The sequence below is a fragment of the Knoellia tibetensis genome (genome assembly GCF_048606415.1).
In the GTDB taxonomy this organism is placed as follows: domain Bacteria; phylum Actinomycetota; class Actinomycetes; order Actinomycetales; family Dermatophilaceae; genus Knoellia; species Knoellia tibetensis.
Genome location: NZ_JBMBWF010000001.1, coordinates 581335 through 604451, shown reverse-complemented (window position 1 = coordinate 604451; position 23117 = coordinate 581335). Strand labels below are relative to the sequence as shown.

Here is a 23117-nt window from a genome sequence, read left to right as displayed (position 1 = left end):
GATGGGTGGACGGCTCCCGGGGTGGTGGGACCGCCCATGTCTGCGGAGCCCCGGTGCACCCATCACGACGTGCGCACCCCGGAAAAGGTTGTGATCACCCCAGAACCTGTTCCGGAGCGCCCTCGCGGCGCGAGCACGTATGCCGTCCCGGTCGCCTCCCCGGGCCGGGGCGCTCGCGCGCCTAGGCTGACGAGGGTGAGGATCGACCTGCACACGCACTCCACGGCGAGCGACGGCACCCAGAGCCCGACCGAGCTCGTCGAGGAGGCCAAGGCGTCGGGTCTCGGGATGGTCGCCCTCACCGACCACGACACGACGTCGGGGTGGGAGGAGGCCGTGGCGGCCGCCGTACGCACCGGCATCCGGCTCGTGCGCGGGATCGAGATCTCGTGCAGCCGCAACCACCGCAGCATCCACCTGCTCGGCTACCTCCCCAACCCCGACGACCCGCGGCTCGTCGTCGAGCTCGCCCGGTCGCGCGACAGCCGGGTGACCCGGATGGATCGGATGATCGAGCGAATGGCCGCGGACGGCATACCGGTCTCGGTCCAGGAGGTGCGCGCGCAGCTGGCGCCGGGAGCGACACTCGGGCGGCCTCACCTCGCCGACGCCCTCGTCGCCAAGGGCATCGTCGCCGACCGCGACGAGGCGTTCCGCGACCTGCTCCACGACGGCAGCCGCTATTACGTCGGCCACTACGCGCCGGACCCCGTCACGGCCATAGGGATCGTGCGCGCCGCCGGCGGCGTCCCGGTTCTCGCGCACCCGTTCGCCATGCGCATGGCGTCGGTCTCCGACGAGCTGGTCGAGGAGCTCGCGGCGGCCGGCCTGGCCGGGCTCGAGGCGCACCACCGCGACCACGAGCCCGCCGACGTGGAGCGTGCGGTCCGGCTCGCCCAGCGGCACGACCTGGTCGTCACGGGGAGCAGCGACTACCACGGCGCCGGCAAGCTCAACCGTCTCGGCGAACACACGACGCAGCCCCGACAGTGGTCACGTATCGTCGAGCAGTCCTCTGGCGTGAAGGTGGTGCAGCCGTGAACGGTTCCTCGGCGGACGAGGCCGGCGACCTCGTCCTCACGCTCTCGTGCCCCGACCGTCCGGGCATCGTCGCAGCGGTGTCGCAGCGCCTCTTCGAGCACCGCGCCAACATCGAGGAGAGCCAGCAGTTCTCCGACCACCGGACCGGTCTCTACTTCATGCGCGTGCGGTTCGCGACGCGGACCGACGGGCCGGGCCTCGAGGAGTGGCGCGACGAGATCGCTTCGGTCGCAGCCGAGTTCGACATGACATGGGAGCTGCGGCCGGCCGCTGCGGCCTACCGGACGCTCGTCATGGTGAGCCGGTTCGGGCACGTCCTCAACGACCTCCTCTTCCGATGGAGGTCCGGCCAGGTCAATGCCGACATCGTCGGGATCGTCAGCAACCACACCGACCTCGAGCCGCTCGTGCGCTCCTACGGCATCCCCTTCCACCACGTGCCGGTGACGCGGGACACCAAGCCGCAGGCGGAGGCGAGGCTGCGCGAGCTCGTCGCCGAGCACGACGTCGAGCTCATCGCCCTCGCGCGCTACATGCAGGTCCTCAGCGACGACCTCTGCCGCGACCTCGGCGGCAGGGTCATCAACATCCACCACTCGTTCCTGCCGAGCTTCAAGGGCGCCAAGCCCTACCACCAGGCCTATGCACGCGGCGTCAAGGTCATCGGTGCGACGGCCCACTACGTCACCGCCGACCTCGACGAGGGCCCGATCATCGAGCAGGACATCCACCGGGTCGACCACCGCATGCACGCCGACGACCTCGTCGCGGCCGGCGAGGAGGTCGAGTCCCGCGTCTTCGCCCGGGCCGTCCGGTGGCACTGCGAGAGCCGCATCATCCTCAACGGCGACCGCACGGTCGTCTTCAGCTGACCTGTGGAGAGCCTCACGCCGCTGTCGGCCCGGCTGGCTAGGTTGGCGGCGTGACCGAGGTGAGGACCGGGCGACCGGTGCAGACCGAGCTCGCGGGGATGCCGCCCAGGCTCTATCCCGCGAGCCCCTCGCGCCTGCTCGCCCTCGTCGACTGCCCACGGCGCTACCGCATGCAGTACCTCGACCGGCCCCGGCCCGAGCAGCGGCCCCAGCGGGCGCACACGTCGTTCGGGCTCGCCGTCCACAACGCGCTGCGCGACTGGTGGGACCTGCCGCGTGAGCGCCGCACGGCCTCGGCCGGGCGGGAGCTCGTGCGTCAGTCGTGGATCGAGACCGGCTTCCGCGACCCCGAGCAGTCGGGGGAGTGGCGCCGGCGCGCGCAGGAGCACGTCATCGCCTACCTCGCTCGCGTCGACCCCGACGACCATCCCACCGGCATCGAGCGGACCGTCTCCTTCGTGAGCGGCGACCTGCGGGTCACCGGTCGCATCGACCGGCTCGACGACCGTGAGGGCGAGCTCGTCGTCGTGGACTACAAGACGAGCCAGAAGCCGCTCGGCGAGGCGGACGCGCGCACCTCGCTGCCCATGGCCCTGTATGCCGCGGCCGTCTGGAAGATGTTCCGTCGCCCGTGCCTGCGGGTCGAGCTCCATCACGTGCCGACGGGCGAGGTCGTCTCGCACACCCACACGCCCGAGTCGCTCACCCGCAAGGTCGACGAGGCCAGGTCCATCGCGCGCGACGCCCGGCGTGCCGACGCCGACTTCGCCGAGCGCGGCGTCGAGTCGACGCTCTTCCCGCCGACCGTCGGTCCGCTGTGCACGTGGTGCGACTTCCGGGCGCACTGTCCCGAGGGGCAGGCTGCCGGCCCCGAGAAGTCCGGGTGGGCCGCCCTCGAGCCGGGCGACGTGCCGCGCCAGGTCGAGGCCGGCTAGCTCTCACCCGGCGTCGTCGCTGCGGACGCGCTACGTTGGTCTGACCAGCACGAACGTCGACGTCGAAGGGGTGCGGGATGGCAGCGAAGGACTCCACCTTCCTCGGCTGGCCCGTGCTGCGCCAGCTCGCCAGCGGCGACCTCCTCGGTCGTGGGACGGCGGTCACCTCGCGCCGGACCAGGAACATCGAGCCGCGCACGTCGACCGCCGACCGTGTCGTGCAGAGCGTCTGTCCCTACTGCGCGGTGGGCTGCGGTCAGCGGGTCTTCGTCAAGGACGAGAAGGTCGTGCAGATCGAGGGCGACCCCGACTCGCCGGTGAGCCGCGGGCGGCTCTGCCCCAAGGGCGCCGCCAGCGAGCAGCTCGTCAACTCGCCGACCCGCCAGACGCACGTCCTCTACCGCGCACCCCGGGCCAAGGACTTCCAGCGCATCGAGCTCGACGTGGCCATCGACATGGTGGTCGACCGCTTCCTCGAGGCGCGGCGCAACGGCTGGCAGGAGCTCGACGAGAAGGGACGCAGGCTGCGACGGACCATGGGCATCGCCTCGCTCGGGGGAGCCACCCTCGACAACGAGGAGAACTACCTCATCAAGAAGCTCTTCACCGCGGCCGGCGCGATCCAGATCGAGAACCAAGCGCGTATTTGACACAGCTCCACGGTTCCCAGTCTGGGGGCCTCGTTCGGACGCGGCGGCGCCACGCAGTCACTGCAGGACATGGCGAACGCCGACTGCATCATCATCCAGGGCTCCAACATGGCCGAGTGCCACCCGGTGGGCTTCCAGTGGGTGTCCGAGGCCAAGGCCCGGGGTGCGCGGGTCATCCACATCGACCCTCGCTTCACGCGGACCTCCGCGATCGCCGACACCCACGTGCCGATCCGGGCCGGCTCGGACGTCGTGCTCCTCGGCGCCCTCATCAACCACGTGCTCTCGAACGACCTGTACTTCCGTGACTACGTCGTCGCCTACACCAACGCCGCGACGTTGGTGAGCGAGGACTTCGCCGACACCGAGGACCTCGACGGCGTCTTCAGCGGCTACGACCCTTCGACCGGCAAGTACGACATGTCCTCGTGGTCCTACGCCGAGCGCGACGGGGACGACGGCGAGATCGAGGAGCCCGGTGGCGGGCACGAGCACGGTGCCAGCAAGTCGGCGCGCGCGGAACCGCACTCGCTCGGCGCCGCCGGTGCCGCGCTGGAGCACGCCAAGGTCATCCGCGACGAGTCCCTCGAGCACCCGCGCAGCGTCTTCCAGGTGCTCAAGCGGCACTACTCCCGCTACACGCCCGAGGTCGTGCGCGACCTCTGCGGCATCCCCGTCGACCAGTTCCACGAGATCGCGAGGGCGCTCACCGAGAACTCGGGCCGCGAGCGCACGACGTGCTTCGCCTACGCGCTCGGCTGGACCCAGCACAGCCTCGGGGCCCAGTTCATCCGCACCGCCGCGATCCTCCAGCTGCTCATGGGCAACATGGGCCGGCCCGGCGGCGGGATCATGGCCCTGCGCGGCCACGCGAGCATCCAGGGCTCGACCGACATCCCGACGCTCTTCAACCTCCTCCCCGGCTACCTCCCGATGCCGGTGGCCGGTCAGCACGACAGCCTGCAGGACTACCTCGCGACGATCTCCTCCCCGCGGCAGAAGGGCTTCTGGACCAATGCCGACGCCTACACCGCCAACCTCCTCAAGGCGTGGTGGGGCGAGGCCGCGACTCCCGAGAACGACTTCTGCTTCGACTACCTCCCGAAGCTCACGGGCGCCCATGGCACCTACCAGACCGCCATGGCGATGATCGACGGCGAGGTCGACGGCTACTTCGTCCTCGGGCAGAACCCGGCGGTCGGGTCCGCCCACGGCAAGATGCAGCGCGAGGCGCTCTCGCACCTCAAGTGGATGGTGGTGCGCGACTTCCAGCTCATCGAGACGGCGACCTTCTGGAGGGACGGGCCCGAGGTGGCTTCGGGTGAGACGAGCCCGGAGGACATCGAGACCGAGGTCTTCTTCTTCCCTGCGGCCAACCACGTGGAGAAGTCCGGCACGTTCACCCAGACACAGCGGATGCTCCAGTGGCACCACCAGGCGGTGCGGCCCGTCGACGACATCCAGAGCGAGCTCGACTTCTTCCACGAGCTCGGCGTCCGCATCCGCGAGCGGTTGCGGGACTCCACGGACGAGCGCGACCGCCCCCTCCTCGACCTCACCTGGGACTACCCGACCGACGAGCACGGCGAGGTCGACGCCGAGGCGGTCCTGCGAGAGGTCAACGGCCACCACCTCACCGGTGACAGGGCCGGCCAGCTCCTCGACACCTTCAACGACATGAAGGCCGACGGCTCCACCTCGGGCGGCTGCTGGATCTACACCGGTGTGTTTGCCGGTGGCGTCAACCGTTCGGCCAAGCGGGTGCCCGGTCGCGAGCAGGACGAGGTCGCGAAGGACTGGGGCTGGGCATGGCCGATGAACCGCCGCATCCTCTACAACCGCGCCTCGGCCGACCCGGAGGGTCGCCCGTGGAGCGAGCGCAAGAAGTACGTTTGGTGGGACGAGGCCGAGCGCCGCTGGACCGGCAAGGACGTGCCCGACTTCCCGGTCGACCGCGACCCGTCGTTCCGCCCCGACCCCGAGGTGGGCGGACCCGCGGCGATCGCCGGCGACGACCCGTTCATCATGCAGGCCGACGGCAAGGGCTGGCTGTATGCACCCAAGGGCTTGGTCGACGGCCCGCTACCGACGCACTACGAGGCACAGGAGTCGCCGGTCGCCAACTCGCTCTACGCGCAGCAGAGCAACCCGAGCCGGCTGGTCTACCCGCGCAAGGACAACCTGTGGAGCCCCTCGGGGACGGCCCCGGGCTCCGACGTCTACCCCTACGTCTTCACGACCTACCGGCTCACCGAGCACCACACGGCCGGCGGGATGAGCCGGTGGCTGCCCTACCTCTCCGAGCTCCAGCCCGAGATGTTCTGCGAGGTCTCCCCGGAGCTGGCCGAGGAGCGAGGGCTCGTCAACGGCGAGTGGGCGACGCTCGTCTCGGCGCGCAGCGCGATCGAGGCGCGCGTCCTCGTCACCGAGCGGATGACACCACTCACCGTCAACGGCCACACGGTGCACCAGATCGGCCTTCCCTACCACTGGGGCGTCGGCAAGGACGCCGTCGTCGAGGGCGACGGCGCCAACGACCTCCTCGGCGTCGTCCTCGACCCCAACGTCCAGATCCAGGAGTCCAAGGTGGGCTCCTGCGACATCCGACCCGGGCGCCGGCCACGCGGGGAGGAGCTGCTCCGCCTCGTCGCGGAGTACCAGTCTCGGGCCGGCACGACGGTCGAGACCGGCGCGCAGCAGGCCGACCCGGTCCCGGCCGAGGCGGCGCGGCAGTGGGCCGCCCGGACCCGACCTGACGGAAGCGAAGGTGGGAGCTGATGGGCTACCTCCAGCGGCAGCTGAGTGGACGCACCGACCCGGCATCGGACGCGGGCTGGGTCGAGCCGCCGAGCCGCAAGGGCTTCTTCACGGACACCTCGATCTGCATCGGATGCAAGGCCTGCGAGGTGGCGTGCAAGGAGTGGAACGCCGTGCCACTCGACGGGCTCGCCCTGTCGGCGAACTCCTACGACAACACCGGCGACCTCGGAGCGAGCACGTGGCGCCACGTCGCCTTCGTCGAGCAGGACTCGGAGCGGATCGAGGCCGCGCGCGAGTCCGGCCGCCGGCTGGTCTCGCTCGGCATGCCGACCCTCGGGGCGCCCGACGGGACGCCCGTCGACGCGGCCGTGCCCGGCATACGAGGGGGTGCGCCGGCGGGCTACGGCGCGCTGCCCGCGCCGCTCGAGGACCACGGACCCGACCTGCGCGACATGCTCGGCGAGGTCAACGCGATGGACGGATCCGGTTCTGCAGCAGTCGATCTCGGCACGACTGTCGACGGCACACCCATGGTCGGGTCGCTGCCGGAGTTCCGCTGGCTCATGGCCTCCGACGTCTGCAAGCACTGCACGCACGCGGGCTGTCTCGACGTCTGCCCGACGGGTGCGCTCTTCCGCACCGAGCACGGCACGGTCGTCGTCCAGCCCGACGTCTGCAACGGCTGTGGCTACTGCGTCGGGGCGTGCCCGTTCGGTGTCATCGAGCGGCGCTCCGACGCGAGCACGTCGGTCCGCAAGGACGGGCACGTGCCCAACGTCGGCGTCGCCCAGAAGTGCACGCTGTGCTACGACCGGCTCCAGCACGACCAGATGCCTGCGTGCGCCCAGACGTGTCCGACGACGTCGATCAAGTTCGGCGACCACGACGAGATGGTGGCGGCCGCGCGTGAGCGCGTCGTGGCCCTCCACGAGCAGGGGCTCACCGAGGCGCGCCTCTACGGCGCCAACGAGGACGACGGCGTCGGTGGCACCGGTTCGGTCTTCCTGCTGCTCGACGAGCCGGAGGTCTACGGGCTGCCGCCGGACCCGGTCTGCGCGACCTCGCGCCTCCCCGAGATGTTCCGTAGCGCCGGGTATGCCGGCCTCGGCATGCTGGGTGCCGCAGCGGTCGCCTTCCTCGGGGGTCGCTCGTGACGACGTCGACGTTCGACAGCTACCGGCCGCCCGAGGAGGGAGGCCGGCGCCGTCGCCGGGACACGCTGCGTGACTCCGTCTCGGGAGCCGCGCGGTCGGTGGCCAAGGGCAGCGGGTGGTTGACCGGTGACGGGGGAGGGCGCCGCGAGGCGCAGGCGGTGCCGGACGTCGAGTTCTCCAGCTACTACGGGCGCTCCGTCGTCAAGCCGATGCCGTGGAAGCACGAGATCCCGGCCTACCTCTTCCTCGGTGGAGTGGCGGCGGGCTCCGGCCTGCTCGGCACCGGAGCCGCGGCGACCGGCCTCGATGTCCTGCGCCGCCGCAGCCGGCTCACCGCGATGGCCGCGGTCGCCGCGAGCGGCGGGCTTCTCGTCGCCGACCTCGGCCGGCCGGAGCGCTTCCTCAACATGCTCCGGACGGTCAAGCTCACCTCACCGATGTCGGTCGGCACGTGGATCTTCTCGGGCTACTCCGCGTTCGCGGGCGTGACGACCGCGGTCGAGGTGGCCCGGATGCTCCCGCACCGTCCCGGCGGAGCGGTCGGTGCCGTGCTCCGCCTGCTCGACGCGGTGGAGGTGCCCGGAGCGGCAGGCCAGGCGCTCTTCGCGCCTCCGCTCGCGGCATACACCGCGGTCCTCCTGTCCGACACGTCCACCCCGCTGTGGCACGAGAGCCGACGGAACCTGCCCTTCGTCTTCGTCGGGTCGGCGTGCCTCGCGGCGTCCGGCGTGCAGATGGCGCTCAACCCGGTGTCGCAGACCGGCCCCGCGCGGCGACTCGCCCTCATCGGGGTGGTGACCGAGCTCGTCGCCATGCACCGGCTCGAACAGCGGCTCGACGAGGTGGGCGTCCGGGAGCCGATGGAGACCGGTCACGCCGGCAGGCTGCTGCGGACCGCCAAGGCGCTGACGGTCGCGGGTGGGATCGGGACCCTGCTCGCGGGCCGGAGCCGCGTCGTCGCGGTGGCCGCGGGTGCCGCGCTCGCGGCCGGCTCGGCACTGACCCGGTTCGGGTTCGTCGATGCGGGTATCGAGTCGGCACGCGACCCCAAGTACACCGTCGAGCCGCAGAAGCGCCGGCTCGAGGAGCGGCGGGCCGCGGGCACCGTCGACGACAGCATCGTCACGGTGAGGTGACGACCGGACCGACCGAGGAGGCCGCATGAGCACGACACGCACACGCGAGGAGGAGCACGGAGGGGTCGCCACCGACGCGGGCAACCGGTGGGTCGTCCTCGCGGGAGGCGTCCTCGTGCAGCTGGCGATCGGGGCGGTCTATGCCTGGAGCACGTTCAGCAAGGCGATCCAGGCCGACCCGTCGGCGCTCGAGCTCTCGAAGGTCCAGGCCACGATCCCGTTCGAGGTCGCCATCGGCATGATCTTCGTCGGCACCTTCCTCGGTGGACGGATCCAGGACCGCCGGGGGCCCAGGCTCGTCGCCCTCGTCGGCGTGACGATCTACTCGATCGGCATCATGCTCGCGAGCCTCGCGCGGGACGCGAGCGACCTGTGGCTGCTCGTCCTCGGCTACGGCGTCCTCGGTGGCTTCGGGCTCGGGCTCGCCTACATCGTGCCGATCGCGATGCTGCAGAAGTGGTTCCCGGACAAGCGCGGCCTCATCACCGGCATCGCCGTGGGTGGGTTCGGATTCGGCGCCGTCATCACCTCACCGCTGGCGCAGCGGATGATCCAGGGCAGCGAGGACTACCAGCGCTACCCGACGAAGGTCTTCCTCTGGCTCGGAATCGCCTACCTCGTGGCCGGCCTCATCGGTGCCTCCGTCTTCCGCAACCCGCCGAAGGGGTATGCCGTCGCCGGCACCTCCGCTGCGGGCGTTACGGGCGCTGCGAACGCGAAGAAGGCCAACGCCGCCGGGCGCGACTTCACGCCGCAGGAGGCTCTGAGCACGCCGCAGTGGTACATGCTCATGCTCATCCTCACGATCTCGGTGACAGCGGGCATCTCGCTCATCTCGGTCGCGGCCGGCACGGCCACCGACGTCGCCGGGTTCAGTGCGGCGGGTGCCGCCACCCTCGTCGGCGTCATGGGCCTCTTCAACGGCGGCGGGCGGATTCTCTGGGCCGCCATCTCGGACCGCATCGGGCGCCGGCCGGCGTTCCTCGGCATCCTCGCGATCCAGGGCCTCGCCCTCCTCGCCATCCCGCACGCCGGCAGCCAGGCGGTCTTCTACGTCCTCTGCGCGCTCGTCTACACCTGCTACGGCGGTGCCTTCGGCACGATGCCGTCGACGGCCGGTGACTTCTTCGGCGTCAAGCACTCGGGTGCGATCTACGGGCTCATGCTGCTCGGCTGGTCGATCGGTGGAGTCGTCGGCCCGCTGCTCATCTCGTGGCTCATCGGCGAGGACCAGGCCTACACGCGCGGCTTCACCGTCGTCGGCATCATCGCTCTCGTGGGTCTCGTCCTGCCGCTCGTCGCGCGGCCACCGAAGCACGCCTGAGGAGGCGCGCACCGTCGGCGCGGTCGGTCACTCGCGGACGTCGGCCGGGCCCTCGCCCAGCGGGAGGCCGGCCGACCGCCACGCCTCGACGCCGCCCACGACATCGGTCGCGTGGACGCCGAGACGGCGCAGCGACTCCGCGGCGAGCGACGAGCTGTAGCCCTGCCGGCAGACGACGACCACGCGTGCCCCGGGCACGGCCTCGGGGATGCGGTGCGGCGACGTGGGGTCCAGGCGCCACTCCAGGACCGTGCGGTCGATGACGAGGGCGCCGGGCAGCTCGCCCTGCCGCCCACGCTGAACCGGCGTGCGGGTGTCGACGAGGAGCGCGCCGGCACGCTGAGCGACGAGTGCCTCGTCGGGTGTGAGCCGGTCGAGGCCCGCCCGCGCTGTGTTCAGGACGTCGTCGACGCGCGACGCCCTCCGGGACTCGTCGCCAGTCATCCGACGCCGACGACGACACCCTCGCCGAGCGAGCCGGCGCGGACGGTCTCGCCGACCACCGGAGCGCCGGGGACCTCGCCGACGACGAGCAGACCACCGGACGTCTGGGCATCGGCGAGCAGGATGAGCTCCTCCTCGGTGACGGAGCCGGCGGCTCGGAGGTGCGGCCTGACCCAGTCGAGGTTGCGGCGGGAGCCGCCCGGCACGTGTCCCGCCGCGAGCGCCTCGCGCGCGCCGTCGACGTAGGGGACCGCCGAGGGGTCGACCCGTGCCGCGACGCCGGAGGCGCGCCCCATCTTGAAGAGGTGCCCGAGGAGTCCGAATCCGGTGACGTCCGTGGCAGCCCGTACGCCGGCCGCCACCGCCGCGCGTGACGCGTCCCGGTTGAGCGTGGTCATGACCGAGACGGCCTCGTCGCTGCGCTCGCCGGTCGCCTTGTGGCGGTTGTTGAGGATGCCGAGTCCCAACGGCTTGGTGAGGCTGATCGGGAGGCCGGGCTCGGCGGCGTCGTTGCACAGCAGCCGTTCGGGGTCGGCGGTGCCGGTGACGGCCATGCCGTAGATCGGCTCGGGACCGTCGATGCTGTGCCCACCGAGGACCGGGCATCCGGCCTCGGTCGCGACGTCGAGACCGCCGCGCAGGACCTCGCGCAGGAGCTCCATGGGCAGTCGCTCACGCGGCCATCCCACGAGGTTGATCGCCATGACGGGAACGCCACCCATCGCGTAGACGTCGGAGAGCGCGTTGGCCGCGGCGATCCGACCCCAGTCGTAGGCGTCGTCGACGACCGGGGTGAAGAAGTCGGCCGTCGACAGGACGGCCACGCCGGACTCGATGCGCACCGCTGCCGCGTCGTCGCCGTCGTCGAGGCCGACGAGGACGTCCGCCGTCGACGCGACGGTGTCGTGGCCGTGGCCGCCGCGGAGACCGGCGACGAGGTCCTCGAGCTCTCCGGCGGGGATCTTGCAGGCACAGCCGCCGCCGCGGGCGAACTGGGTGAGGCGAAGCGGCTCCATCACATCAACCTAGCGACATGTCTAGGCTGGTGTCGGAGGCGTCAGGGTTCCTGGTGGGCCCCCCGGTCTTCAACACCGGTGAGACCGAGCACCTCGGTCTGGCGGGTTCGATTCCCGTCCGTCTCCGCCATCCGTCGAGGGCCAGCCCTCATGCCGAAGGGAGCCGCCGGTGAGCCACGACGATCCTCGTCGCAGGATCCCGCGCACCGACGTCCTCCTGGCCGACCCGCGCCTCGCGCACGCGCGGGAGCGGCTCGGCGCGGGCGTCGTGCGTGAGGCCGTCACGGCGGCGCAGGAGCGCGCGCGCCGGGGCGAGCTCGAGCCCGAGGACGTGGCCGCGACCGCGCTCGCAGCCCTGCCGGAGCGCGCCTCCTCGATGACCCCCGTGCTCAACGCGACAGGTGTCGTCGTGCACACCAACGTCGGACGTGCGCCGCTGTCGCCGGTCGCGCTCGAGGCCGTCGTCGACGCCGCGGGCTACGTCGACGTCGAGCTCGACCTCGACACGGGGGCGCGAAGCCGGCGGGGAGCGGGTGCGCTGGCCGCGCTGAGGGCCTCCGTGCCGGCCGCCGGCGCCGCGCTCGTCGTCAACAACGGCGCGGCCGCCCTCGTGCTCGCGACCACCGCCCTGGCCTCGGGCCGTGAGGTCGTCGTCTCGCGCGGCGAGCTCGTCGAGATCGGTGACGGGTTCAGGCTGCCCGACCTCATCGCCTCCACGGGTGCCCGGCTGCGCGAGGTGGGCACGACGAACCGGACCCACCTCGCGGACTACCTCGAGGCCGTGGGGCCGGAGACGGGCTGCATCCTCAAGGTGCACCCCAGCAACTTCCGGGTGGCCGGCTTCGTCTCCTCGGTCGGCTTGTCGGAGCTGCGCGACGTCCGCCGTCCCGACGGCTCCATCGTCCCGGTCGTCGCCGACATCGGGTCGGGGCTGCTCACACCCGATGCCGCCCTGCCGGACGAGCCCGACGCGTCGACGTCGCTGACGGACGGCGCCACGCTTGTCACCGCCAGCGGTGACAAGCTCCTCGGTGGCCCGCAGGCGGGGATCGTCGTGGGCGACGCAGCCACCGTCGAGACCCTGCGCCGGCACCCGCTCGCGCGTGCGCTCCGGGTCGACAAGCTCACCCTCGCCGCCCTCGAGGCGACCCTCCGGGGCCCGGTCCCGCCGGTGACGGCCTTCCTCCACCTCACCGCCGCCGAGCTCCGTCCGCGCGCCGACCGGCTCGCCGCCGCCCTCGGCCGGGAGGTCGTGCCCGTGGAGGGACGCGTGGGCGGGGGAGGCGCGCCGGGGGTTCCCCTTCCGGGATGGGCCGTCGAGGTGCCGGTCGCCGTGGTCGAGCGGCTGCGTCGCCCGGAGCCCGGCACGCCCGTCGTCCTCGCGCGCGTCGAGGACGGGCGAGGGCTCGTCGACCTCAGGTGTGTGCCGCCCGAGCGGGACGCCGACGTCCGCCGGGCGCTGGTCGCGGCGCTCGCAGACCTGGGGGGCTCGTCCCCGTCATGAGGTGGGTGCTCGCCACGGCCGGGCACGTCGACCACGGCAAGTCCACGCTCGTGCAGGCCCTCACCGGCCGGAACCCCGACCGACTCGCCGAGGAGCGGTCACGCGGTCTCACCATCGAGCTCGGCTTCGCGTGGACCACGCTGCCGGACGGACACGAGGTGGCGTTCGTCGACGTCCCGGGGCACCAGCGCTTCCTCGGCACCATGCTCGCCGGCCTCGGTCCGACGCCCGCCGTGGTCTTCGTCGTCGCGGCCGACCGGGGCTGGCAGGCCCAGAGCGCGGAGCACCTCGCGGCGGTCGAGGCCCTCGGCATCCGTGACGGCGTCCTCGTGGTCACCCGCTGCGACCTCGCGGACCGGGCGCGCAGCGCCGAGGCCGGCGCCGTGGCGTCCGAGCGGCTGTCGGCGGCCGGCCTCGACGTGCCCGTCGTCCACGTCTCCGCCGTCACCGGCGAGGGTCTCGACACGCTGAGGTCGGCCCTGTCCGACCTCATGGCCAGGCTGCCGGAGCCGGACCCCGGTGCGCCGGTGCGGCTCTGGACGGACCGTGCCTTCTCGGTCGCCGGCGCGGGGACCGTCGTGACGGGCACGCTCGGGTCCGGCACGGTCTCGCTCGGGGACGTCCTCGACCTCGTCGACGATGGCAGCGTCCGTGAGGTCGCCGTGCGCGGGCTGCACAGCCAGGACGAGCAGCGGGAGAGGGGCGAACCCGTCTCCCGCGTGGCGGTCAACCTGCGTCGGGTGGACTCCGGCGCCGTGTCGCGCTCGGCGGTGCTCGTCACGCCAGGAGCGTTCGCCCTCGCCACGGTGGTCGACGCCGCCGTGGTGCCCGTGCGCGATGCCGGACAGGGCAGGTCGTCGTCGCGCCCGAAGGAGGTCCCCGACAGAGCTGTCCTGCACGTCGGCTCGGTGAGCCAGCGCGTGGCGGTTAGGTCCCTCGGAGAGGGCCACGCGCGGCTGACGAGCCGGTCCGGCCTGCCTTGGCGGGTGGGGGACCGGGCCATCCTGCGCGACCCCTCGAGCCGGGACCTCTGGTCGGTCCGGGTCCTCGACGTCGACCCGCTGCCGCTCCGGCGGCGTGGGGCCGCCGTGGCACGCGGAGACGATCTCGGCTCCGGGCTCACCGCTGCGCAGGTGCGCCTCGCCTCCCGCGGAGCGGACCACGCAGCCCTGCTCGACCGGCTCGGCCTGACCGCCCCCTCCGAGGCCGTCGAGATCGGCCGGTGGCGGCTCCACCCGAGCCTCCTCGCCGACCTGCAGAGGCGTCTGGCCGGCGCGGTGGCCGACCACCATGCCGTTGACCCGCTGAGCGCCGGCCTGACCGTCGTGGAGGCACTCCACCGTCTCGGCCTGCCGGCTCACCTGCGACCGGTCGAGGACGGCGGCACGCTGAGCCGGACGCTGGAGCCGCCGGGGCACGAGCTCGTCACCCACCTGGCCCGTGAGTCCGGGCTCATCCTCGAGGGCGGCCGGCTTCGCGACCCGCGCTCGTCCTCCGACCTCGGGCCGGCCGAGGCCGCGGTCGCTGTGGTCGAGGACGACCTCAGGAGAATGCCGTTCGCGGCCCCCGACCGCGACCGGCTCGCCGAGCTCGGCCTGGGTGCGGCGGCCCTCGCCGCCGCTGCGCGGACCGGCCGCCTGCTCCGGCTCGCCGACGACGTCGTCCTGCTGCCCGACGGCCCGGCCCGCGCGATGCAGCGGCTGAGTGCGCTCGACCAGCCCTTCACCCTCAGCGAGGCGAGGCAGGCCCTGGGGACGACCCGACGGGTCGCCGTCCCCCTCCTCGAGCACCTCGACGGGCGGGGGTGGACTCGTCGCGTCGACGAGCGTCTGCGGGCCGTCGTGCGGGCGGCCTCCTGACGGAAGCACTGCCGCTGTCCCCGCCGAGTGCAAGGGTGGGGTGATGATCGTCGACCACATCGGAATCAGCTGCGCCGACCTCGAGGCCTCCAAGCGCTTCTACGACACCGTGCTCGCGACGCTGGGCCACCGCCGGGTTCTCGACGTCGGCGTGGCGGTCGGCTACGGCAGCGACAGCCCCGACTTCTGGATCGCCCAGCCGGAGGTCGAGACCGACAACCGCGAGTCGCACCTCGCCTTCACCGCCTCGGGAGTGGAGGCGGTCCACGCCTTCCATGCGGCGGCAACAGGACTCGGCGCCGAGACCCTCCACGAGCCGCGGCTCTGGCCGGAGTACCACCCGGGCTACTACGCCGTCTTCGTGCGCGACCCCGACGGCAACAACGTCGAGGCCGTCTTCCACGGCGCGGCGGGAGAGGCGTACGCCACGGGTGAGGCGTCCGCGAGCGGTGCGATGGGCACGTCGGGCGACCCCGGCGAGGCTCGCGAGGAGGCCTGAGGTGGAGCAGCGCGTCTCGTTCATCACGCTCGCCGTGCGCGACCTCGCCGCGTCCCACCGGTTCTACGTCGACGGGCTGGGGTGGACCCCCGAGTTCCACGACCCCGACGAGGTCCTCATGTTCCGTGCCGGTCCACTCACGGTGCTCTCGCTCTGGGACCTGGCCCACTTCGAGGCCGAGGTGGGTGCGCCGGCCCGGACGGGCCCCGGTGTCGTCCCGATGACGCTGAGCCACAATGTCCGCGAGCGAGAGCAGGTCGACGCGGTGCTCGCCGACGCGCGCGCGGCCGGCGCGAGCGAGGTCTCCGACGCGGTGGAGCGCGAGTGGGGCGGCTACACCGGGTACTTCGCCGACCCCGACGGCTTCCGGTGGGAGGTCGCCTGGAACCCCGGCCCGGTGGGAGCGCTCGTCCTGCCGCCCGTGGGCGACACCACCTGACGGGGTCGCGGGAACGCGGTCGCGGCCTGAGAGACTGGGCCGCGGGTCCCACGCTCTGCGTGGGCCGGCATACCGACTCTTCTCGCTAGGACCCCACGTGCCCCCTCGCAAGCGCGCCAAAGGTGCCACCATCCTCGCCGTCGCCAACCAGAAGGGCGGCGTCGCCAAGACGACCTCCGTGGCCTCGCTGGGCGCAGCCTTCGCCGAGCTCGGCAAGCGCGTGCTCCTCGTCGACCTCGACGCCCAGGCCTGCCTGACCTTCAGCCTCGGCGTCGACCCGGACGAGGTCGAGGAGTCGGTCCACCACGTCCTGCTCGGTCAGGTCGACGTCGGCGATGTCGTGGTCGAGTGCGAGGACGGCGTCCACCTCGTCCCCAGCTCGATCGACCTCGCCGGCACCGAGGCGGTCCTCCTCGGACGACCCGCTCGCGAGTACGTCCTGCAGACCGCGCTGGAGCCGGTGCGCAAGGACTACGACGTCATCCTCGTCGACTGCTCGCCGAGCCTGGGCGTGCTCACACTCAACGCGCTCACCGCGGCGAACGGGCTCATCATCCCGATGCCGTGCGAGATGCTCAGCCACCGCGGCGTCGGCCAGCTGCTCGACACCGTCGCCGACGTCACCAAGTTCCTCAACAAGAGGCTCGAGGTCGTCGGCATCCTCCCGACGCTCTTCGACGGCCGGAGCAACCACGCGCAGGAGGTCCTCTCCGACGTCGGCGAGCGCTACGGCCTGCCGGTGCTCTCGCCGCCGATCCCGCGCACCGTGCGGTTCGCCGAGGCGCCCGCGGTCGGTCGCTCGATCCTGGCGACGTCGCGGACGTCCAAGGGCGCCAAGGCTTACCGCGAGGTCGCCGAGAGCCTCCTGTCGCGGGTCTGAGGCCGTCGGCCGCGACGGCCGCGTCCCGCCCTCCGGGACGGCCCGGGAGGCGCGAATCGAGCAGAACCACCGCGGGTACGGTGAATACATGCCCACCACCACACGAGCACTGTCCGTCCCCTCCGCCGGCGCTCCCTTCGAGGCCGTCGACCTCGAGCGCCGGGACCTGCGCGACGACGACGTCCGGATCGACATCGCCTTCGCCGGCATCTGCCACAGCGACATCCACACGGTCCGCGACGAGTGGGGCGCCGCGCACTACCCGATCGTCACCGGCCACGAGATCGCCGGCACCGTGAGCGCCGTCGGCGACGGCGTGACGAAATACAAGGTCGGCGACCGCGTCGGCGTCGGCTGCCTCGTCGACTCCTGTGGCGCGTGCGAGAGCTGCAAGAACGGTCAGGAGATGTTCTGCAGCAAGGGCTCGGTCGGCACCTACAACAGCCAGAACTACGACGGCGAGTGGGCCGCCGGCGGCTACAGCCAGCAGATCGTCGTCACCGAGCGCATGGTCCTGCGCATTCCCGAGGGCATCGAGCTCGACGAGGCCGCGCCCCTGCTCTGCGCGGGCATCACGACCTACTCGCCGTTGCGTCGCTGGGGCGCAGGTCCCGGCACGAGGGTCGCCGTCGTGGGTGTCGGCGGCCTCGGCCACATGGCCGTCAAGCTCGCCGCCGCGATGGGCGCCGAGGTCACGACCCTGTCGCGCTCCTCGGCGAAGGCCGAGGACGCCAAGGCGCTCGGCTCGAGCCAGCACATCGCGACGAGCGACGAGGACGCCATGAAGGCCGCCAAGGGCAGCTTCGACCTCATCGTCAACACGGTGAGCGCGGACCTCGACATGGAGACCTACGTCCGGCTGCTGCGCCCCAACGGCGCGCTCGTCAACGTCGGCCTGCCGCCGAGCAACTTCTCGGTCCGCCCGGGCAGCCTCATCGGCGGCAACAAGGTTCTCACCGGCAGCAACATCGGCGGCATCGGCGAGACCCAGGAGATGCTCGACTTCTGCGCCGAGCATGGCATCGGCGCGACCATCGAGAAGCTCGACGCGAGCGACACGACGACGGTCGACACGGCATACGACGAGGTCGTGGCAGGCAAGGTCCGCTACCGCTACGTCATCGACACCTCGACGATTCCGGGCTGACCCGCCGAGACACGAAGGCCCGTCCCGCGTGTCGCGGGACGGGCCTTCGTCAATGCCGATGCCGTATGCCGGCCGGCGCGGCTCAGTCGGTCGCGGTCGCCGGCTTGCCGCCACGGGTGCGGCGACGGCTGCGGTTGCGGCGGGGAGCCGCGGAGCCCTCGGTGCCGGCCTCGCTGGTGGTGGCACCGTCACGGGAGCGACCGCCGTCGCGTGACCCGCGACCGCGGCCGCCGTCGCGCGATCCGTCCCGGCCGCCGTCGCGCGAACCGTCGCGGGAGCCGCCACGACCGCCGGCGGGGCGGCGTCCGCTGGACTTGCCGGTCTCGCCGAGGTCCTCGAGCGTCTCCGCGTCGAGGCCGGCGCGGGTCTGCGCCGACTTGGGCAGGCGCCCCTTGGCCGTGCGCGGGATGTCCATCTGTGCGTAGAAGTGGTCCGAGGAGGAGTACGTCTCCTCGGGATCCGGGATGCCCAGGTCGAGGGCCTTGTTGATCATCGTCCAGCGGTGCAGGTCGTCCCAGTCGACGAAGGTCACGGCGATGCCGGTCTGGCCCGCGCGACCGGTGCGGCCGATGCGGTGGATGTAGGTCTTCTCGTCCTCGGGGCACTGGTAGTTGATGACGTGGGTGACGTTCTCGACGTCGATGCCGCGGGCGGCGACGTCGGTGGCGACGAGGACGTCGACCTTGCCGGAGCGGAAGGCGCGCAGCGCCTGCTCACGAGCGCCCTGGCCGAGGTCCCCGTGGATGGGCGCTGCGGCGAAGCCACGCTCGACGAGGTCGTCGGCGACCTTGGCGGCCGTGCGCTTCGTGCGGCTGAAGACGATTGTGAGCCCGCGACCGTTGGCCTGGAGCATCCGGGCGAGCATCTCGACCTTGTCCATGGCGTGCGCACGGAAGACGTGCTGGGTGACGGCCTTGACCGTCTGCGAGGTGTCACCCTCGCCCTCCTGCATCGCGCGGATGTGGGTCGGCTGGGTCATGTAGCGACGGGCCAGCGCGACGACGGCGCCCGGCATCGTCGCCGAGAAGAGCATGGTCTGGCGGGCCGGGGAGGTCATCGCGAGGAGCTTCTCGACGTCGGGCAGGAAGCCGAGGTCGAGCATCTCGTCGGCCTCGTCGAGGACCACGGTCTTGCAGCGCGAGAGGTCGAGGTGACCCTGCTTGGCGAGGTCGATGAGACGACCGGGCGTGCCGACGACGACCTCGACGCCCTTCTGGAGGGCCTCGATCTGCGGCTCGTAGGCGCGGCCGCCGTAGACGGTGAGGACGCGGATGCCACGGGTCTTGCCGGCCCGCTCGAGGTCCGCGGCGACCTGGACGGCCAGCTCACGGGTCGGGGCGACGGCGAGGGCCTGCGGCTTGCCCTGGTGGGCGAAGCCCTCCCAGGCGTCGTCGCCACGGGCGATGGTCTTGTTGAGCAGCGGGATGCCGAAGCCGAGGGTCTTGCCCGTGCCGGTCTTGGCCTGCCCGATGATGTCGTGCCCAGAGAGCGCGACCGGGAGGGTCATCGCCTGGATCGGGAACGGCGCCGTGATGCCGTGCCCGGCGAGGGCCGACACGATGTCGGGGTGGATCGCGAAGTCGGCGAAGGTCTGCTCGACCGCGGTGGCGGCCTTGGTCGCCTCGATGGCGAACTCGTCGGCGATGGCCTCCGAGGAGGCAGCGTCGGCAGGGATGGTGTGGCTGTCGGTCATGGGAACTCTCTGATCGGCGGCAGCACGCGCGACAAGGCTCGTCGCCGCTGTGGCGGGCCGATCGGAGGTCTTCGGGCGGGCACTCGCTTGAGGCCCTCACACTGATGTTCGTCGTGCCGACCGGGCACCGTGGACCCGTCCACCCTACCGTGCGGAGGCCGTCCGCCCGGTCACGCCCACGTCGCTAGGCTGCCCACCATGGAGACGAACGCGCCCCAGGGACTGGACGACCCGGCATACCGTGCGGCCGTGGTGGACCTGCTCGGGGTCCTCGCCTACGGCGAGCTCACCGCATGCATCCGGATGGCGACCGACTCCGACCTGGCTCCGTCCCTGCGGATCAAGGCGCAGATGGCGGGGTTCGCGGCCACGGAGTACCGCCAGTACGAGGCGCTCGTCGAGCGGCTCGAGGAGATCGGGACGGACGCGGAGGCGGCGATGCAGCCCTTCGTCGCGCCGTTCTCGACCTTCCACGCCCGGACGCGTCCGAAGAGCTGGGTCGAGGGGCTCGTCAAGGCCTACGTCGGCGACGGGATCGCCAAGGACTTCTACCGCGAGATGGGTTCGTTCGTCGACGAGCGCACGCGTGACGTCATGGACCACGCCCTCGACGACGCGGGTACGGGAGAGTTCATCGTCGGCGTGGTGCGCGACACCCTCAAGACCGACCCGACGGCCAAGGGCCGGCTCAGCCTCTGGGGCCGCCGGCTCCTCGGCGAGGCGCTCAGCCAAGGGCAGTCCGTCGCCGTCGAGCGCGAGGCCCTCACCGGCCTGCTCATGGGTGGTGGCGCCGACCTCACCGAGATCGGACAGATGTTCACCCGGCTCACCGACCGGCACAGCGAGCGGATGGCGCGGCTCGGGCTCACCGCCTGAACCCGGCTGCCACGCCCCCGGCCGCCCCGGTCGGCCCCCTGGACCCGGGAGCGCGACCGAGCTGGCGCAGCCCGCACACGGCGAAGGCCCCGTCCCTCCGAGGAGGAACGGGGCCTTCGCGCTGTGCAGGCTGCGCCGGGGCGTCAGACCTGCTTCCGCCCGGTCGCCATGCCGTAGCCCACGATGAGGAGGGCGGCGACGACGACGCCGGCGAGGAACGGGATGATCTCGAACCCGCCGTTGCTGTTGTTGTAACCGAGCTGGTAGACGAGCCAGGACCCGATGAGCGAGCCGAGGATTCCGAGGATCACGGTGACGACCACCGAGACGCTCTGCCGTCCGGGGAGGACGAGCCGAGCCAGCGCTCCGATGATGGCACCGACGATGATGGCGCCGATGATGGTTCCGATCACGGGAACCGCTCCTTTCTGGCCCTGTCGGGCACGAGGTGGGTCACCTGAGTGGTGACCTTTGACTCCTCGACCCTAGGGCACAAACGGGACCGGGAACGCGGCGCGCGTCAGCCCAATTTGGGACCGGCGAGGCGTCATCCCGGCAGGTCAGACCCGCTTTTGGTGATGAGCCTCAGTCAGCGACGGGCGGGCGGATCTGGCCAAAGCCGACTCGGCCCTTCTCGGACTCCCCGACCTGGACCCAGCCGAGGGAGCGGCCCGGGACGATGACCTGACGGCCCTTGGTGTCGGTGAGCCGGAGCACCCCACCGTCGACGAGCGCGGCGTCGACGGCCTGCGCGACCTCGTCGGCGGAGGAGTCGGTCTCGAGTGCGATCTCGCGTGCGACGTTCTGCACGCCGATGTTGACCTCCACGGTCTGCTTCCCTTCGGTTCGCGGTGGCGCGCGGCGAGGGCCGCGCACCGTTTCCGAGGAGGCTAACCGTGCGCGGCGCCGGAACGTTCCCCGCCCACCCGCGGCAGCGAGCCGACACCGCGCCACGCGAGCGCGGCGGCGAGGGCGCTCGCCTCGTCGCGCGCGAGGTCGGACTCGGCGGCGAGCCAGTGGCGCGCGGTGATCTGGGCCATGCCGGCGAGGCCGACGCCGAGGAGCATCGCCTGCTCGTCGGGGATGCCGGAGTCCTGGACGATGACGTCGGCGATGGCCTCGGCGCAGGACAGCTCGAGGCTGTCGAGCCGGGCGCGCACCTGCGGCACGCTGGTGAGGTCGGACTCGAAGACCATCCGGAAGGCCGCGCCCTCGCGCGAGACGAAGTCGTAGTAGGCACGGATCGTCGCGGCCACCCGCTCCTGGTTGTCCTCGGTCGGGCGAGCGAGCGCCTCGCGAACGAGCCGCTCGAGGGTGTCGCAGTGCTGGTCGAGGAGCGCGAGGTAGAGCTCGAGCTTGCCGGGGAAGTGCTGGTAGAGCACGGGCTTGGAGACGCCTGCGTGCTCGGCGATGTCGTCCATCGCGGCCGCGTGGTAGCCCCGCTCGACGAAGACGGCCTGGGCCGCGTCGAGGAGCTGGGCGCGACGCTCGGATCGGGGCATCCGCTGGCCGCGGGGAGGGCTCGTGTCCATGGCGGTCCTGTCTGCGGGTCGAACTCGTGTGGTCGTGGTCATGGTACGGAACGGCGCGGGCGCGCACGGGCTGGCGACGTATCGTGGCCGTCGTGGACGCCTTCGGCGCGACAAGCGCCCGTATGCCGGTCGCGCCCCTCGGTGAGGCGCTCTCACCTCATGAGCGGACCCGGTTCGCGCGGCACGTCATCCTCCCCGGGCTGGGGGACGAGGGGCAGCGGCGGATGCGCTCGGCCCGGGTGCTCGTCGTCGGTGCCGGGGGTCTGGGGTCCCCGGTCCTGCTCTACCTCGCGGCGGCCGGGGTCGGACGCCTCACCGTCGTCGACGACGACGTCGTCGACGCGACGAACCTGCAGCGGCAGGTCGTCCACGGCGTCGAGGACGTCGGGCGCGACAAGACTGCCTCGGCGGTCGACGCGCTGGCTCGGCTCGCACCCGAGGTGGAGGTACGACCCGTCGCCGAGCGCCTCACGGCCGCCAACGTCCTCGAGCTCGTCGCCGACCACCACGTCGTCGTCGACGGTGCCGACAACTTCCCGACCCGCTACCTCGTCGGCGACGCGTGCGCCCGGCTCGGTGTGCCCCACGTCTGGGGCTCGGTCTACCAGCACGACGCCCAGGTCAGCGTGTGGTGGGCGGGAGTCGGCCCCTGCTACCGCTGCGTCTTCCCGACGCCCCCACCGCCGGGCGCCGTGCCGTCGTGCTCCACCGGCGGGGTGCTCGGCGCGAGCGTCGGGGCGGTCGGCTCGGTCATGGCCGAGGAGGTCGTCAAGCTCCTCGTCGGCGGCGGCGAGCCGCTCGTCGGGCGGCTCCTGCTCCACGACGCGTGGCGGCAGGAGTGGAGCACGATCCCCGTCGCCGCGGACCCGCACTGCGTCGTCTGCGGGGTCGACGCGGACGAGCGCGCCCCGCTCGGCATCGAGGAGGCCGACGCGTCGGGAGCCGGCTTCCCGGGCGACGGCTCGGCGGGTGACGGCTCGGCCGGTGGCGGGCAGGTCGGGATGCCGGCGCTCACCGCGAGCGACCTCGCCGACCGTCTGCGGGCCCGGGAGGAGGGCGCCGACGACTTCGTCCTCGTCGACGTGAGGGAGCCGGGGGAGCGCGACGTCGTCGTCATTCCCGGCGCGCTCGCGGTCCCGCTCGGTGAGGTGCGCGCCCACGGACGGGAGGCGCTCGCGGAGGTCGGGGACGGCATACAGGTGCTCGTGCACTGCAAGACGGGAGCGCGCTCCGCGGAGGCCGTGGAGCGGCTGCGCGCGGAAGGGGTCGACGCGGTCGACGTCACCGGAGGGGTTCTCGCGTGGGTCCGCGACGTCGACCCGAGCCAGCCGACCTACTGACGCGGACGCGACGCGG

At 72.2% G+C, this 23117-nt stretch carries 21 protein-coding genes and 1 tRNA gene; 16 read left to right on the top strand and 6 right to left on the bottom strand.

The annotated features are described in order from the left end of the window. Positions 1–195 precede the first annotated feature (195 nt). The 7 genes from ACOJV7_RS02810 (at position 196) to ACOJV7_RS02780 (ending at position 9872) form a co-directional block, all read left to right on the top strand. Positions 196–1041, top strand: a complete 846-nt coding sequence (locus tag ACOJV7_RS02810; protein ID WP_420188641.1) for a PHP domain-containing protein — start codon at positions 196–198, stop codon at positions 1039–1041. Then, on the top strand, positions 1038–1913 hold the full coding sequence (purU, locus tag ACOJV7_RS02805; RefSeq protein WP_420188640.1) for a formyltetrahydrofolate deformylase: 876 nt from the start codon (positions 1038–1040) through the stop codon (positions 1911–1913). The genes ACOJV7_RS02810 and purU overlap by 4 nt, the downstream gene beginning before the upstream one ends. Before the next feature lie 50 nt (positions 1914–1963). Beyond that, on the top strand, positions 1964–2848 hold the full coding sequence (locus ACOJV7_RS02800; protein WP_420188639.1) for a RecB family exonuclease: 885 nt from the start codon (positions 1964–1966) through the stop codon (positions 2846–2848). 77 nt (positions 2849–2925) lie between these two features. Continuing rightward, positions 2926–6276 carry a formate dehydrogenase gene (gene fdh / locus ACOJV7_RS02795; RefSeq protein ID WP_420188638.1) on the top strand — a complete coding sequence of 1117 codons (3351 nt, stop codon included), beginning with the start codon at positions 2926–2928 and terminating at the stop codon, positions 6274–6276. Further along, positions 6276–7412 carry a 4Fe-4S dicluster domain-containing protein gene (locus tag ACOJV7_RS02790; RefSeq protein WP_420188637.1) on the top strand — a complete coding sequence of 379 codons (1137 nt, stop codon included), beginning with the start codon at positions 6276–6278 and terminating at the stop codon, positions 7410–7412. Before fdh ends, ACOJV7_RS02790 begins: the two co-directional genes overlap by 1 nt. Further along, the gene (nrfD, locus tag ACOJV7_RS02785) at positions 7409–8548 is read left to right on the top strand and encodes an NrfD/PsrC family molybdoenzyme membrane anchor subunit (protein ID WP_420188636.1); all 1140 of its coding nucleotides are present in this window, start codon (positions 7409–7411) and stop codon (positions 8546–8548) included. The genes ACOJV7_RS02790 and nrfD overlap by 4 nt, the downstream gene beginning before the upstream one ends. Before the next feature lie 25 nt (positions 8549–8573). Further along, a complete protein-coding gene (locus tag ACOJV7_RS02780) occupies positions 8574–9872 on the top strand; it encodes an L-lactate MFS transporter (RefSeq protein ID WP_420188635.1) in 1299 nt (432 codons plus the stop codon). Between the two features lie 27 nt (positions 9873–9899). Here ACOJV7_RS02780 and ACOJV7_RS02775 read toward each other — a convergent pair whose 3' ends face one another. Together ACOJV7_RS02775 and selD are read right to left on the bottom strand one after the other, a co-directional pair. Then, a complete protein-coding gene (locus ACOJV7_RS02775; RefSeq protein WP_420188634.1) occupies positions 9900–10316 on the bottom strand; it encodes a rhodanese-like domain-containing protein in 417 nt (138 codons plus the stop codon). Further along, positions 10313–11332 carry a selenide, water dikinase SelD gene (selD, locus tag ACOJV7_RS02770; RefSeq protein WP_420188633.1) on the bottom strand — a complete coding sequence of 340 codons (1020 nt, stop codon included), beginning with the start codon at positions 11330–11332 and terminating at the stop codon, positions 10313–10315. Before selD ends, ACOJV7_RS02775 begins: the two co-directional genes overlap by 4 nt. A gap of 34 nt (positions 11333–11366) precedes the next feature. Here selD and ACOJV7_RS02765 point away from each other — a divergent pair. The 7 genes from ACOJV7_RS02765 (at position 11367) to ACOJV7_RS02735 (ending at position 17660) form a co-directional block, all read left to right on the top strand. Further along, positions 11367–11462, top strand: a tRNA-Sec gene (locus tag ACOJV7_RS02765). Between the two features lie 39 nt (positions 11463–11501). Then, positions 11502–12836, top strand: a complete 1335-nt coding sequence (gene selA, locus ACOJV7_RS02760) for an L-seryl-tRNA(Sec) selenium transferase (RefSeq protein ID WP_420188632.1) — start codon at positions 11502–11504, stop codon at positions 12834–12836. Beyond that, positions 12833–14695 carry a SelB domain-containing protein gene (locus ACOJV7_RS02755; RefSeq protein WP_420188631.1) on the top strand — a complete coding sequence of 621 codons (1863 nt, stop codon included), beginning with the start codon at positions 12833–12835 and terminating at the stop codon, positions 14693–14695. Before selA ends, ACOJV7_RS02755 begins: the two co-directional genes overlap by 4 nt. A 43-nt stretch (positions 14696–14738) precedes the next feature. Continuing rightward, a complete protein-coding gene (locus ACOJV7_RS02750) occupies positions 14739–15194 on the top strand; it encodes a VOC family protein (protein ID WP_420188630.1) in 456 nt (151 codons plus the stop codon). Between the two features lies 1 nt (position 15195). Continuing rightward, complete coding sequence (locus tag ACOJV7_RS02745; protein ID WP_420188629.1) at positions 15196–15633, top strand: VOC family protein; 438 nt, start codon at positions 15196–15198, stop codon at positions 15631–15633. Positions 15634–15730: 97 nt separating this feature from the next. Beyond that, the gene (locus ACOJV7_RS02740; RefSeq protein ID WP_420188628.1) at positions 15731–16513 is read left to right on the top strand and encodes a ParA family protein; all 783 of its coding nucleotides are present in this window, start codon (positions 15731–15733) and stop codon (positions 16511–16513) included. A gap of 88 nt (positions 16514–16601) precedes the next feature. Then, positions 16602–17660: an NAD(P)-dependent alcohol dehydrogenase gene (locus ACOJV7_RS02735; protein ID WP_420188627.1), complete on the top strand. Its 1059-nt coding sequence runs from the start codon at positions 16602–16604 to the stop codon at positions 17658–17660. Between the two features lie 82 nt (positions 17661–17742). Here the strand turns inward: ACOJV7_RS02735 and ACOJV7_RS02730 are convergent, their stop codons facing one another. After that, positions 17743–19353, bottom strand: coding sequence for a DEAD/DEAH box helicase (locus tag ACOJV7_RS02730; protein ID WP_420188626.1), 1611 nt, complete (start codon positions 19351–19353; stop codon positions 17743–17745). 198 nt (positions 19354–19551) lie between these two features. Between ACOJV7_RS02730 and ACOJV7_RS02725 the strand changes: the two genes are divergently transcribed. Next, positions 19552–20229 (top strand): ferritin-like fold-containing protein, encoded by a 678-nt coding sequence (locus ACOJV7_RS02725; protein ID WP_420188625.1) that lies wholly within the window; start codon positions 19552–19554, stop codon positions 20227–20229. A gap of 143 nt (positions 20230–20372) precedes the next feature. Here the strand turns inward: ACOJV7_RS02725 and ACOJV7_RS02720 are convergent, their stop codons facing one another. From ACOJV7_RS02720 to ACOJV7_RS02710, 3 genes are all read right to left on the bottom strand, one after another. Next, positions 20373–20642 (bottom strand): GlsB/YeaQ/YmgE family stress response membrane protein, encoded by a 270-nt coding sequence (locus tag ACOJV7_RS02720; RefSeq protein ID WP_420188624.1) that lies wholly within the window; start codon positions 20640–20642, stop codon positions 20373–20375. A 172-nt stretch (positions 20643–20814) separates the two neighbouring features. Next, complete coding sequence (locus tag ACOJV7_RS02715) at positions 20815–21057, bottom strand: DUF3107 domain-containing protein (RefSeq protein ID WP_420188623.1); 243 nt, start codon at positions 21055–21057, stop codon at positions 20815–20817. 62 nt (positions 21058–21119) lie between these two features. Beyond that, the gene (locus ACOJV7_RS02710; protein ID WP_420188622.1) at positions 21120–21761 is read right to left on the bottom strand and encodes a TetR/AcrR family transcriptional regulator; all 642 of its coding nucleotides are present in this window, start codon (positions 21759–21761) and stop codon (positions 21120–21122) included. 92 nt (positions 21762–21853) lie between these two features. Between ACOJV7_RS02710 and ACOJV7_RS02705 the strand changes: the two genes are divergently transcribed. Then, a complete protein-coding gene (locus ACOJV7_RS02705; RefSeq protein ID WP_420188621.1) occupies positions 21854–23101 on the top strand; it encodes a ThiF family adenylyltransferase in 1248 nt (415 codons plus the stop codon). The last annotated feature ends 16 nt before the right edge of the window (positions 23102–23117 follow it).